The organism is Mucilaginibacter mallensis (assembly GCF_900105165.1).
GTDB lineage: Bacteria > Bacteroidota > Bacteroidia > Sphingobacteriales > Sphingobacteriaceae > Mucilaginibacter > Mucilaginibacter mallensis.
In genome coordinates this window covers 1,856,465-1,869,453 of sequence record NZ_LT629740.1, presented here as the reverse complement: position 1 = coordinate 1,869,453, position 12,989 = coordinate 1,856,465, and the positions used below count along the sequence as shown (strand labels likewise).

The following is a 12,989-nucleotide window of genomic DNA, read 5'->3' as shown; positions in this document are numbered from 1 at the left end:
TATTGAATTTAAAGGATTTTCAGGATGTTAATAACATCCTGAAAATCCTTTTTTAATTTTGAGAATCCTGGTTCTTTTAAATCTTCGCAAACAGGTCCGTTTCCTTATGCTGCTGTATGATTACCTCGCGGTATTGCGTTAGTAGGGTTGATTTTGAGATAAAGCCGATAAACTTTCCATCCTTAACTACCGGTAGTTGCCATACATCAAGGGCATCAAAAGTTTCCATAACGCTGCTTACCGGCTGATCATAATCAATAATAGTTGGCGGCGGCACCATAATTTCAGAAACAGTTTCATTAGCTATCTGCTGATCGAAAAGCTGTTTACGAACCTGATCCATCAATATAACACCTTCCAATAAACCTTCTTTATTTAAAACGGCAAAAATATTTGCATTGCTTTTTGATAACAGTTTATAAAAATCGGCAATGATGGTTTCTTTACTTACAGCCGTATAGGTTTTATTGATTATACTATCGAGGTCAATCGCGTCAAGCATACTATAATGCTGCTCGGGCCGTATATTTTGCTCGTGGATCAACTCTTTCCAATACATATTATAGGGGTTCGACAAGCGCGATATAATATAGGATATAGCCGAAACGATCATTAAGGGTATAAACAGCACATACCCACCCGTAATTTCAGCTATCAGGAATATAGCCGTTAAAGGAGCGTGCATAACACCACTTAAAGCACCGGCCATACCTACCGCTATAAAATTGCTTACACTTAAATGCACCCAGCCGGTTTGATTAACAGCAAATGCCACAAACAAGCCCAAAAAAGCACCGGTAAACATAGTAGGTGCGAATGTACCCCCATTACCGCCCGAACCAATGGTTATACCCGCTGCAACAATTTTCATCAATACCAGGCAGGCTATAAACAACAGCATAACCAGCGGCTGTACCAGCCATGAGCTAAAGAGTGTTTCGTTTTTTAGTGCATCTATATTACCATTTAATATATCCTGCAAATGCGTATAGCCCTCGCCAAATAAAGCTGGGAATATCATTATTATTATGCCTAATAATAGACCGCCAGCCAATGCTCTTACATAACGGTTATATTTTTTAAAGATTCCTTTTTCTAATATGCCGGCCATTTTGGAAATATAAACCGATATCCAACCGCTAAATAAACCCAGGATCACATAAAAAGGCAACGCGTTTAATACCCATCCAACAGTAACCAGATGAAATAGTTGACCTGAATACAATAATTTTGATACCACAACACCCGTTGCCGATGCTATTAATAAAGGTATAAATGTGGGTATGGTGATCTCCCCTATCAATATCTCAAGCGAAAACAGCACACCAGCAATAGGGCTGTTAAATACGGCTGCTATACCTGCTGATGCACCTGCTGCAATAAGCACCGTTTTTTCGTATGGACTTAAGTTAAAGAACTTGCCAGTATTAGAGCCTACCGCCGCACCTATACTAACAATAGGTGCTTCAAGGCCCGATGAACCACCAAAGCCTACAGTTAATGAGCTGGTAATTATCTGCGAGTACAGATTATTTATTTTAATATTTGAGCGGTTCTTTTTTATGTTGATGAGTATTTTACCAATGCCCTTTTCAATGTGATCGCGGTTGATAAGGTGCTGGTAGGCTACTGTAAGAAAAATACCGAGGGCAGGTAAAAATGCGTAGGCAATATGATAATAAAGGTGTGAAGCGATATTCTTGCTTAGCTCCTCCATTAAACCTACCACATACTTGAGTGTAACCGCTGCCAGGCCGCCTATAAGGCCTACTACAACACTACAATATATTAAGAAATTTCGTTGAAAATTGCGCCTTAACCGCCATTGATTTACTTTATCGGCAACGGACCTGAACAGCTTAATATATCCTATGTTTCGCAAAGTATTGAATTTGGATGTTAAAAAAAATAATAAGCAGTATATTTGCCCATGATTTCTTCGCAAAGATATGATCTGAGAGGCGTATCTGCATCAAAAGATGATGTACATAATGCAATTAAAAACATTGATAAAGGTATTTTCCCGAAAGCATTCTGTAAAATAATACCTGATATTTTAACCAACGACCCGGAACAGTGCAATATTATGCATGCTGACGGCGCGGGCACCAAATCATCCCTGGCTTACACCTATTGGAAGGAGACCGGCGATATATCTGTATGGCGGGGCATTGCGCAGGATGCTATTATCATGAATATTGATGACCTGCTTTGCGTGGGTGCTATTGATAATATCCTTTTATCATCAACCATCGGCAGAAATAAAAATGTTATACCGGGTGATGTTATAGCCGCCATCATAAATGGCACCGAAGAAATTTTAACCGAGCTGAGAGAAGCAGGCATAGGTATTTACTCAACAGGCGGTGAAACTGCCGATGTAGGTGACCTGGTACGTACTATTATAGTCGACTCCACAGTTACCTGCCGCATGAAGCGTGATGATGTAATCTCGAACCATCGTATTAAAGCAGGCGATGTAATTGTTGGCCTGGCATCTTACGGGCAGGCCAGCTATGAAAAAGAATATAACGGCGGTATGGGTTCAAATGGCTTAACATCAGCAAGGCACGATGTTTTCAATAAATCCATTGCTGAAAAATATCCTGAAAGCTACGATCAGGCCATACCTTATGAATTAATATTCTCGGGCAGTAAAAACCTTACCGATCTGATTGATATCGGCAACGGGCAATCGGTAACAGCTGGAAAACTGGTATTATCCCCTACGCGTACCTACGCTCCTATTATTAAGGCGATACTTGATGGCTACAGAAGCCAGATACACGGCATGGTACATTGCAGCGGAGGCGCGCAAACCAAAGTACTGCATTTTATTGACGACCTTCATATCATTAAAGATAACCTGTTCCCTGTGCCGCCGCTATTTAAGCTGATACAGGAAGAATCAGGAACCAGCTGGCAGGAAATGTATAAGGTATTTAATATGGGCCACCGTATGGAGCTATATGTACCGCAGGAGATCGCTCAACAGATCATACCTATATCAAAAAGCTTTAATGTTGACGCGCAAATCATAGGCCATGTTGAAGCTGCTGAAAAGAAACAGGTGACTATACGCTCGGAGTTTGGCGAATTTGTGTATGAATAGCTAATTAATAAACCTATGCTGCGTTTTCTTTCAACACAATCGCCATTTAATTTATGGGTGATTTTTTTGATCGAAAACTTTGCTGTAACTGGTTTATCATTATTATTCGGCTGGGTTATACTTAAAATATCCAAATCTCCCGTAAGACTCGCTACCGTAAAGGAATGGTTTATTTGTTGTGTAACTAATCTCATTAACACCGCAATAACTTATTTAGGTTTTTGGCTATGGTTGCACGGCAATATTATTTTCAGTTTTGACTTAAACTGGCGTATTGTTCCCGATTTCCTTATTCTATTTTTAGCGATGGATTTATGCATGTACGGATTTCATTACATCATACATAATTCAGGCATTTACAAAAGCATTCATAGTTTTCACCACACTTATGAAAACCCAACACCGATTGATCTTTTTGTATTACATCCACTTGAAACAGTAAGCTTTGGTTTGCTATGGCTTATCATTATCAGCCTATACAGTTTTAATTTTTATGCTGTATTCATTTACCTGGTAGTAAACGTTGGCTTTGGTATTATCGGGCATTTGGGCTTTGAGCCCTTTCCAGCAAACATAAGGAATAGTTTACCCTTAAAGTATCTGGGCACATCTACTTTTCATCATAAGCACCATTTGGATATAACACACAATTATGGCTTTTATACCAACATATGGGATAAGCTTTTCAAAACCTATAAAGTGTAAACATCAATTACCGTAATTAGATTTTTAATATAAATAAGAAAGGCCCTGACAATTCAGGGCCCTTCTTGTTTGATCAAGATGCTATTATTGTTGAGCAACCCATGCTGTACCACTCCATTGGAATAGCAATGAGGTAGGTACATCAGTACCACCTACATAAGCCAGGTACGTTACTTTATAATTTGTATTTATTTGTGGAGTTTGGAAATCCGCAGTTAACACTAAAATCATAGCCGCGTCAAGTTGAGCTGTTGTCCATGCGCTTTCAAAGTCGCCATATGAACCAAGATTTGACAATTGGCCTGATGGAGCTACAGTTGAAGCAGCGATAAGTTTAATATCAGCAGCTGTAAGCGTGTAAGGTATAACTGGTAATGGTTGAACATATTGCCATTGGCCAGATTTCTTAACAAAATTTAATGGACCTGCAACGTATGTTTTAGGAGCTACATAATTACTGCCATCATATTCTAATGGTATAACCCTTTGATAGGTTCCTTTGTCGCTTCCATAATAATTAAAGCTGATATATTCAATATCACCCGCTTTAACAGTATCCTGAATGGTAAGATCTGTTTTAAGCAATGCGCCTAACATTGCAGGCAAAGTAGCATCATTAGTTGAAGTGAATTGATTGTATTTACCCAACCCATACACTGCATATTGTGCAGGAGTAATAGTATAGATCTCACTCCACGCGCCATTAAGGTACAGGAATGAATACGGAGGTGTTAAGGTAGCCGGATAAGGTGTAAAAGTCAATAATGACAACTGGTTTACAACCGGGCTAGGGTATTTATATGGCAACCACTTTAATACTTGTGCTATAGAAAAATCGGTGTATTTATTACCAGGTAACAGCAAATAATCAGCCGGTGTAAGCGTGTAAGCAACATCAGCGTATACGCTATCAGTCAGTTTAAAGCTAAGTGCCGCCTGGGTATAAGTTACCGCAGCTGTTGAGTTATCTGCTGCTAACTTTGAAGGATACTTAGCATTTAATATGGTTGGGATATAAGTTTGTGCATCAGTAGCATTTTTAAAAGATAATGTTGTTGACGGATAAGCTGATGACGGAAGCAAAGCATAATCCGAAGATGCAAGCGTGAAGTTGTAAGCTTGAACTGACGCCACCGCCGGATACAACGGAACTATCGGCTGCTTTTGGCAGGCTGTAAATGCCATTGCAACAAAAGCCGTTAAATAATATATTTTTTTCATATCAATAATCTTTAAATGAATTTCCTTTTAAAACTTAATTTTCAACGTGGTCATGTAAAACCTTGGCGCGCCATAGTTTACACCAATTGTTGGTGGTACTGGTTGCGTACCTGTTGATGTGCCAGGGCTACCTGCTATACGCTGTAGGGGGGTAAGTCCGGGAGCAGGAGAGCTCTCATATGCATCGCTAATGTATTTAGTATTAAGCACATTATATACGTTACCGATAAACTCAGCATCAAAACCAGCCATTTTAAAGCGGAAGACAACATCCAGGTCCATTGTCCCAACATTAGGAATATCATATGGTTGGAATTCTCCCTGGCTAAAGCCATTTGCTGCACTTATTTTTGATGGATTATATGCCGCATAATAGTGGCTGTAATATAAATATTGAGCGCCTAAAGTCACATGTGATAATACCTTAACATCTAAAGTACCACCTGCTGTTGTTTGCGCGCTTCCAGCACTTGGGCCACCTGTAACACCACTACCCGTATCTCCTATTTTCAGTCCTTTCACCAATAAGGCAGGTTGAGTTGTAGTTTTACCATCTGCGCTTGTTACCTGAGCAGCACCTGTGTTACTAGTATAATAATAATCACCTATTGAAAGCATTCCGCCTAATACCACACCTTGTATCGGGCGATATTTAGCATCTGCTTCTATACCTTCATGCATTTCGTTCAATCCGCTTACATTTATATAGTAAGGGCTTGCAGGATCAACTGTATTTGGTGCACTAAATACTTGCGACCTGTCTCTGTAACTTGTTCTGTAGGCGTTAACATTGGCGGTAAATTGCGCGCTTGTATAGCCGTAGCCCAATTCGTAATCAAATAATTTTTCAGGAACAGCACCTGTGTTTATGCTATTGTTTTTATTTAGGAAAAGGCTACCTACCAGTGGTGCTCTTTGTATATAACCAATGTTAGCATAAATATTGTTATGCGCATCTAAGTTATAGTTAGCGCCACCTTTTGCCTGGTAACCTAAAAAGTTGATCCATTTGCTATCCTGGTTACCCGGGGTATAGTTAAAATAGTCGATCCTGCGGTTGCTGGTATTGCTGCCAGACAAGGTTAAGAATGCAGTAAGGTCATTTTTACTGTATTCAGCCTGCGCATAAGCACCTTCTGAAACTACATCATAAGTATAATCGTTGTTAAACTTTTGACCAAATGTAGCTTGATTGTTTGGGTTGTTGATGTTACCTTTTGATCCGGTATAAGTATCCTGTACATATGTTGAACCAAATAAGTTATCAACTTTTTGAAAATGCTCGCCTGTATAATCTCTCAGGTCAACACCTGCCAGGTACGTTATATCACCAACTGTTTTTTTAATGGTGCTTATAGCGCCATACTGCTGGTGGTTGTTTACCACATCCTGCATATAAGCAGTTGCGGCACCATTACCGTTTGCAGTGTTAGCTGCTATGTTTTTGTCTTCAATAGCATTAAAATCTATCGGAGAATAAGTTCCGCCTGTTCTTGGTACTTCATTGCTTGAACCCGGAAGAAGTGATCCGTACGTACCTGCCAGGTAATCAGCAGCACCTGTACCCCATGTACCATATAATATGGTTGACCATGAAGTGGTTTTGTTAATATTCCAGTTGTAATTAATTGAAGCTAATGGCTTGTTATAATAGTTTTGCTCAGCACTGTATTGCTGTCCATTATAATACCCCCAATCAGAGTTATACCTGCTGCCTTGCGGAGCATTCTGGAAAGTAGAAACATAGTTATAAGTGTACAACTGGCCATGCCTTTGTGAAGCGCCCATATAGTTGATAGACAAGGTTTGATTTTTGCCTATGATCTTTGATATGTTTGCGAAATAGTTATAACCAGTATAATATTCACCCTCAGCAGTTGGCGAATTACCTGTAGCTCTTGAAAGCAAGAACGATGCAGCCCAACCATCCGGACTTAAACCTGTTGCATAAGATATCAGCGTTTTTTGCGCGCCGTAGCTGCCGATAGATTGTGATATGGTACCACCTTCTTTAATATCGGTACTGCGGGTGCTGATATCAATAGTACCACCCATTGAAGGCACTGCTATGGTTGAAGCACCTAAACCACGCTGAACTTGCATTGAAGTAGTAACATCCTGTAAACCAGCCCAGTCGTTCCAGTAAATTTTACCAGCTTCAACGTCATTTACAGGTATACCGTTTATTAAAAGCGCAACGTTGTTGCTGGAAAATCCGCGGATGTTGATCCTTGAATCGCCGTAACCGCCGCCGCTGCGGCTAACTGTTACGCCCGGGGTCATTTTCATCAACTCCGGAAATTCAGCACCTGCGCCATGCTCATCAATGTAGATCTGACCCACAGATGAAGCTGCAACAGGTGTTTGCCTGTTAATTTTTAATGATGGGTTGGCGTTAACCACTACTTCTTTCATCGAAGCTGAGTTAGGGTTGACCAAAACTGTACCGATGTTGGCATCAGTTACCTCAATTTCTTTTGATACATAACCTACATAGGAAATTACCAATGTTGTACCGCTTAAAGAAGAAACGCTAAGTTTAAAAGAACCATCAAGAGCAGCTGACGTTGCTTTTGTTGTTCCTTTAACTAAAACAGTAGCGCCAATCAATGGCTCTTTGGTTTGTGCGTCAAGTAATTTGCCCGTTATGTGTACCTGGGCCGTTGCCACCTGTGCATACGCCAAACACATTGTAAAAACGGAAATGAATAAAGAGAGTAAATACTTCCTCATGCTTTGCTTGTTTTAAATGTAATAATGAAATCCTGTTAATTGCGAAGACAAAGATAATTGAATGCGATATTGGCAATGTTAATTTCCTGTTAACATTTTTTATGATTTTATCAACATTTAAGGCACACTTAATGCAATTACTTAAAAAACACCTCTTTTATATACAAAATTTACAACACTTATCACATAGTTAATATAAGATAAATTGCTGAGTAACAGATTTTTTACAATTGATTTATACTAAAAACAGAATTTCTACAACATGGCTAATTTGTGTAAGCACTACATCTCTGATCATAGATTTATGATACTATAAATTAATAAGTTATACCTTTAAAAAACATTATAAAACTAGTCCGCATCTAACAATTAAACCAGGAACTATTAGCCACATATAAATTTGTTGATCAGATGCCATGTGTTGTTTAAAAACTCCCGCCATATTAATTAAACAATAAGACAATATTTGCTTTATGATAACCGGAATGGATTGGCCGGCTATCTGTAATCAATCCCGCTAAATTTTCCAAGCTGATTTCTGGCCAACTGCAGTTTGTCTGCCTATTCTAATCATTTCAATATGCCAATCAGCTAATTTTCTCATATCGCCCCTTTTGTTTAGCTTTGCCATAAAATCATAAAAGACTATATATAAAAATATGAACTACGATGTAATTGTTATAGGGAGTGGCCCGGGTGGTTATGTAGCTGCCATTCGTGCTTCCCAACTAGGTTTAAAAACCGCAGTAGTTGAAAAAGAATCGTTAGGTGGTATATGCCTTAACTGGGGCTGTATCCCAACAAAAGCATTACTAAAAAGCGCACAGGTATTTGAATATTTAAATCACGCGGCCGATTATGGTGTTACAGTTGAAGGCGGCGATGTAAATTTTGAAGCCATGGTAAAAAGGAGCCGCGGCGTTGCCGATGGCATGAGCAAAGGTGTTCAGTTCCTGATGAAAAAAAATAAGATTGATGTATTAACAGGCTTTGGCTCGCTTAAAGGCAAAGGCACAGTTGAAGTTAAAGGTGCTGACGGCACAACGCAGCTATACACTGCAAAACACATCATACTGGCAACAGGTGGCCGCTCACGCGAACTACCTAATATAAAACAGGATTACAAGAAAGTTATAGGTTATCGCCAGGCCATGATATTGCCTAAGAAACCAAAATCAATGATAGTGGTTGGCTCGGGCGCTATAGGTATTGAGTTTGCTTACTTCTACAACTCTATCGGCACTGCTGTTACTGTTGTTGAGTATTTAGATAACATTGTACCGCTGGAAGATGAAGAAGTATCAAGAACCTTAGGCCGTATACTTAGAAAATCAGGCATTAATATACTTACCGGCTCAACTGTTGAATCGGTTGACAGCAGCGGCGACTTATGCAAAGTAAGCGTAAAAACTGCTACCGGAACTGAAGTATTAGAGGCTGAGATCGTATTATCAGCCGTAGGTATCTCAACCAATATTGAAGGCATTGGCCTTGAAGAGGCGGGGGTTAAAACCGATAAAGGCAAGGTACTTGTTGATGATTTTTACAAAACCAATATTGAAGGTGTTTATGCCATAGGCGATATTGTTAAAGGACAAGCCTTAGCCCACGTGGCATCTGCCGAAGGCATTATCTGCGTTGAAAAAATTGCAGGCCACAATCCTGAGCCGTTAAATTATAACAACATACCGGGCTGTACTTATTGCTCGCCTGAAGTTGCTTCAGTAGGTTATACCGAAAAAGCAGCTAAAGAAGCCGGTTATGAGTTGAAAGTGGGCAAATTTCCATTCTCAGCATCGGGTAAAGCGAGTGCAGCAGGTGCAAAGGATGGTTTTGTTAAACTGATATTCGATGCCAAATACGGCGAAATTTTAGGCGCCCACATGGTAGGCCATAACGTTACCGAAATGATTGCCGAAATAGTTACAGCCCGCAAGCTGGAAGCTACCGGTCACGAGATCATTAAATCGGTACACCCTCACCCAACCATGAGCGAAGCAGTAATGGAAGCTGCCGCTGAAGCATACGGAGAGTGCATACACTTGTAAGTTAAGTCAAAATTCAAAAATAAAAAGTCAAAAAGACCGATGGTTAATAACTATCGGTCTTTTTATTTGTTCTTGAATTAGCTTTTCATTTTTGAATTTTTACTTTTGACTTTCTATGAAACTGCACACAATAAATACCGGTTTTTTTAAGCTAGATGGCGGCGCTATGTTTGGCGTTGTACCTAAAGCTATCTGGAACAAAACCAACCCTGCCGATGAAAACAACCTGTGTACCTGGGCCATGCGCTGTTTGTTGGTTGAGGATGGCGATAGATTGATATTGATTGATACAGGCATAGGCAATAAGCAGGATCAAAAATTCTTTAGTTATTATTATTTGCATGGTGATGCCAGTATGGATAGCTCACTGGCTGCTAAAGGATTTCATCGTGATGATATAACAGATGTATTTTTAACCCACCTGCACTTTGACCATGTTGGCGGCGCTGTTATAAGAGAGGGTGATAAATTGATACCCGCCTTTAAAAATGCTACCTATTGGAGTAATAAGGATCATTGGGAATGGGCCGTAAATCCTAATGACCGCGAGAAGGCATCGTTCCTGAAAGAAAACATTTTACCGATACAGGAAAGCGGCCAATTGAAGTTTATTACAGGTCAGGATAATGTAAGTTTTACCAGTAATATTAATGTAAAATTTGCATACGGGCATACCGAAGCCATGATGCTGCCGCTGATAAACTATAATGACAAACAAATATTATACATGGCCGATCTGCTGCCATCCGTAGGCCATTTGCCCATGCCCTATGTTATGGCTTATGACATGTTCCCACTAAAAACTTTAACTGAAAAGAAGATAGTATTAACAGAAGCACTGGAAAAAGAATACATTCTGTACCTGGAACATGACCCCATAAACGAGTGCTGCACCCTGCAACAAACTGAAAAAGGAATAAGATTAGGCAATACCTTTAAGCTAGGTGAACTGTAGTTTAAATATTAACAAGTGTTTTATAAATCGTCAGGATAAATTACTTAACAAACTCAAGGATATCACCCGGCTGGCAATCCAGGGCTTTACAAATAGCTTCAAGGGTTTCAATGCGTATGGCCTTTGCCTTACCCGTTTTTAGTATAGATAAATTAGAAATGGTGATGCCTACTTTATCGCTCAATTCATTTAGCGACATCTTTCTTTTGGCCATCATTACATCCAGGTTAATAATAATCGGCATAATTATATAGTTAACTCCTGTTCTTCTTTTAATTGTGCGCCTTGTTTAAAGGCTTCGGCAACTATCAGTACTAATAATCCGCAAATCAGCACTTCAAAATCATAAGCTGATGCATTTAAAATGGTTACAGGTGAATTTATAAGGCTTTTGCTAATGTAAAAAGCCGCCTGCTGAAAGCCATAATCCACTATAGTATAAACAATCAATAATAACCCTATCCGCCTAATCATTTCCAGGTGCTTGCTTTCAAAAATTGAGCCCTCATAAATACTATAAATAACCTTGTTAATAATATAAGCAATACTAGCAAGTATACTAAAACCAACAAAAGTCAAAATAATACTTAATGCAAAAAGCCACGACGACGTATTAATAAATTTAGCGTTAACCCTTACATTTGCATTAATGCTAATATCCTCAAGTGAATAATTATTGTTCACTTGCATATTTTCATCCCTGGTACCGGGTATCAAACGCGGATCAATAGCAGCACCAGGAAGAACCGAGGTAACAACGCCGGTCTCGTCCGTATCACCGCGAATACTATCCATAAGACCCTGGTAAAGCCCAGGCGCAGCATTCTGAAAAAACAACGCTGCAAATACTATATATACGGCTACTTGTAACAATCTAACTCTTTTCATTATAAATTATTTGATGATGCAAATCAAAGCTTAATTTATTACAATTCAAAATATATTTATCGAATTACAATAAATATTAATCACAATTCAACCCCATCAATATAACAGATGTTTATATAACTGGGCTTGTGGAAAAACTTTTACAGGTTGGGCTTATGTAAAAACAATATATTTTGTATCTTGAACACGTCCTGTAAATAAGGATTGCTGTGCTACTGCGGCAAACAAAAAAGACATCGGGATAAATGAAACTTTAAACCTAAATTATATATAAAACCGAGGCAATTTCACACCACAAAAACCGTGCAATAAATAGCATGTAATCAATATAATACACCTCTTTTATTAATATAAATTTTAGTGAAAATTTTTCATAACAATTTCGTACCTTTGCACGTTCAATTCTAAAAGTAAGAATCGAGGTTATAAAATAGATGAGACAACTCAAAATAACACAATCCATAACCAATCGTGAGTCACAATCTCTTGACAAATACTTGCACGAAATTGGTAAAGTTGACCTGATAACAGCCGAAGAAGAAGTAATATTAGCCCAAAAAATACGCGAAGGCGACCAGGCTGCATTAGAGCGCCTTACAAAAACCAACCTTCGCTTTGTGGTGTCTGTTGCTAAACAATATCAGAATCAGGGCTTAACCCTGGGCGACTTAATAAATGAGGGTAACTTAGGCCTTATTAAAGCTGCCAAGCGTTTTGATGAAACAAAAGGTTTCAAATTTATATCATACGCCGTTTGGTGGATCCGTCAATCAATTTTGCAGGCTATTGCCGAGCAATCACGTATTGTACGTTTGCCTTTGAACCAGGTAGGTTCATTAAGTAAAATAAGTAAAGCCTTCTCAAAACTGGAGCAGGAATACGAACGGGAGCCTTCACCTGAAGAACTTGCCGATATTCTGGAAACAACCGTTGATAAAATATCTGACACGCTGAGCAATTCAGGTCGTCATGTATCAATGGATGCGCCATTTGTACAGGGTGAAGAAAATACATTATTGGATGTACTGGAAAACCAGGAGCCAAATACCGATTCAATTTTAATTAATGAGTCGTTGTCAGAAGAAATAAAACGTTCATTATCTACACTTACCGAGCGTGAGCGCGAGATCATCGTATTATTCTTTGGCTTAGGCACTAACCATCCGCTTTCACTGGAAGAAATAGGTGAGAAATTTAACCTGACCCGTGAGCGTGTACGACAAATCAAAGACAAAGCGCTGCAACGCCTGCGCCATACTTCAAGAAGTAAGATATTAAAGTCATATTTGGGTTAATAAACGCAAATATTGTGTCTGTATGTGGATAC

10 protein-coding genes are annotated in these 12,989 nt (G+C 39.1%); 5 read left to right on the top strand and 5 right to left on the bottom strand.

What is annotated here, in order from left to right:
* Nucleotides 1-76: 76 nt before the first annotated feature.
* Complete coding sequence (locus tag BLU33_RS07590) at nucleotides 77-1,882, bottom strand: chloride channel protein (protein WP_091370893.1); 1,806 nt, start codon at nucleotides 1,880-1,882, stop codon at nucleotides 77-79.
* A gap of 48 nt (nucleotides 1,883-1,930) precedes the next feature.
* Here BLU33_RS07590 and BLU33_RS07585 point away from each other — a divergent pair, with 48 nt between their 5' ends.
* Nucleotides 1,931-3,112: an AIR synthase related protein gene (locus tag BLU33_RS07585; protein ID WP_197684581.1), complete on the top strand. Its 1,182-nt coding sequence runs from the start codon at nucleotides 1,931-1,933 to the stop codon at nucleotides 3,110-3,112.
* 15 nt (nucleotides 3,113-3,127) lie between these two features.
* Nucleotides 3,128-3,817: a sterol desaturase family protein gene (locus tag BLU33_RS07580; RefSeq protein WP_091370891.1), complete on the top strand. Its 690-nt coding sequence runs from the start codon at nucleotides 3,128-3,130 to the stop codon at nucleotides 3,815-3,817.
* Between the two features lie 84 nt (nucleotides 3,818-3,901).
* On the opposite strand, the gene BLU33_RS07575 is transcribed toward BLU33_RS07580, so the two are convergent.
* The gene (locus BLU33_RS07575) at nucleotides 3,902-5,038 is read right to left on the bottom strand and encodes a hypothetical protein (protein ID WP_091370889.1); all 1,137 of its coding nucleotides are present in this window, start codon (nucleotides 5,036-5,038) and stop codon (nucleotides 3,902-3,904) included.
* A gap of 27 nt (nucleotides 5,039-5,065) precedes the next feature.
* The gene (locus BLU33_RS07570) at nucleotides 5,066-7,771 is read right to left on the bottom strand and encodes a TonB-dependent receptor (protein ID WP_091370887.1); all 2,706 of its coding nucleotides are present in this window, start codon (nucleotides 7,769-7,771) and stop codon (nucleotides 5,066-5,068) included.
* 659 nt (nucleotides 7,772-8,430) lie between these two features.
* Here BLU33_RS07570 and lpdA point away from each other — a divergent pair.
* Together lpdA and BLU33_RS07560 are read left to right on the top strand one after the other, a co-directional pair.
* Nucleotides 8,431-9,819 (top strand): dihydrolipoyl dehydrogenase, encoded by a 1,389-nt coding sequence (lpdA, locus tag BLU33_RS07565; RefSeq protein WP_091370885.1) that lies wholly within the window; start codon nucleotides 8,431-8,433, stop codon nucleotides 9,817-9,819.
* 115 nt (nucleotides 9,820-9,934) lie between these two features.
* Nucleotides 9,935-10,774: an MBL fold metallo-hydrolase gene (locus BLU33_RS07560; protein WP_091370883.1), complete on the top strand. Its 840-nt coding sequence runs from the start codon at nucleotides 9,935-9,937 to the stop codon at nucleotides 10,772-10,774.
* A 40-nt stretch (nucleotides 10,775-10,814) separates the two neighbouring features.
* Here the strand turns inward: BLU33_RS07560 and BLU33_RS07555 are convergent, their stop codons facing one another.
* Nucleotides 10,815-11,018, bottom strand: a complete 204-nt coding sequence (locus BLU33_RS07555; RefSeq protein ID WP_091370882.1) for a helix-turn-helix domain-containing protein — start codon at nucleotides 11,016-11,018, stop codon at nucleotides 10,815-10,817.
* Nucleotides 11,019-11,020: 2 nt separating this feature from the next.
* Complete coding sequence (locus BLU33_RS07550; RefSeq protein ID WP_091370880.1) at nucleotides 11,021-11,662, bottom strand: DUF2975 domain-containing protein; 642 nt, start codon at nucleotides 11,660-11,662, stop codon at nucleotides 11,021-11,023.
* 434 nt (nucleotides 11,663-12,096) lie between these two features.
* Between BLU33_RS07550 and BLU33_RS07545 the strand changes: the two genes are divergently transcribed.
* Nucleotides 12,097-12,957: a sigma-70 family RNA polymerase sigma factor gene (locus BLU33_RS07545; RefSeq protein WP_090466905.1), complete on the top strand. Its 861-nt coding sequence runs from the start codon at nucleotides 12,097-12,099 to the stop codon at nucleotides 12,955-12,957.
* The last annotated feature ends 32 nt before the right edge of the window (nucleotides 12,958-12,989 follow it).

Excerpts from the sequence above, each read along its gene's own strand:
- BLU33_RS07560 (WP_091370883.1), top strand. The coding sequence starts at position 9,935 with ATGAAACTGCACACAATAAATACCGGTTTTTTTAAGCTAGATGGCGGC.
- BLU33_RS07555 (WP_091370882.1), bottom strand. The coding sequence starts at position 11,018 with ATGCCGATTATTATTAACCTGGATGTAATGATGGCCAAAAGAAAGATG.
- BLU33_RS07545 (WP_090466905.1), top strand. The coding sequence starts at position 12,097 with ATGAGACAACTCAAAATAACACAATCCATAACCAATCGTGAGTCACAA.
- BLU33_RS07575 (WP_091370889.1), bottom strand. The coding sequence starts at position 5,038 with ATGAAAAAAATATATTATTTAACGGCTTTTGTTGCAATGGCATTTACA.
- BLU33_RS07580 (WP_091370891.1), top strand. The coding sequence starts at position 3,128 with ATGCTGCGTTTTCTTTCAACACAATCGCCATTTAATTTATGGGTGATT.
- BLU33_RS07550 (WP_091370880.1), bottom strand. The coding sequence starts at position 11,662 with ATGAAAAGAGTTAGATTGTTACAAGTAGCCGTATATATAGTATTTGCA.
- BLU33_RS07585 (WP_197684581.1), top strand. The coding sequence starts at position 1,931 with ATGATTTCTTCGCAAAGATATGATCTGAGAGGCGTATCTGCATCAAAA.
- BLU33_RS07570 (WP_091370887.1), bottom strand. The coding sequence starts at position 7,771 with ATGAGGAAGTATTTACTCTCTTTATTCATTTCCGTTTTTACAATGTGT.
- lpdA (WP_091370885.1), top strand. The coding sequence starts at position 8,431 with ATGAACTACGATGTAATTGTTATAGGGAGTGGCCCGGGTGGTTATGTA.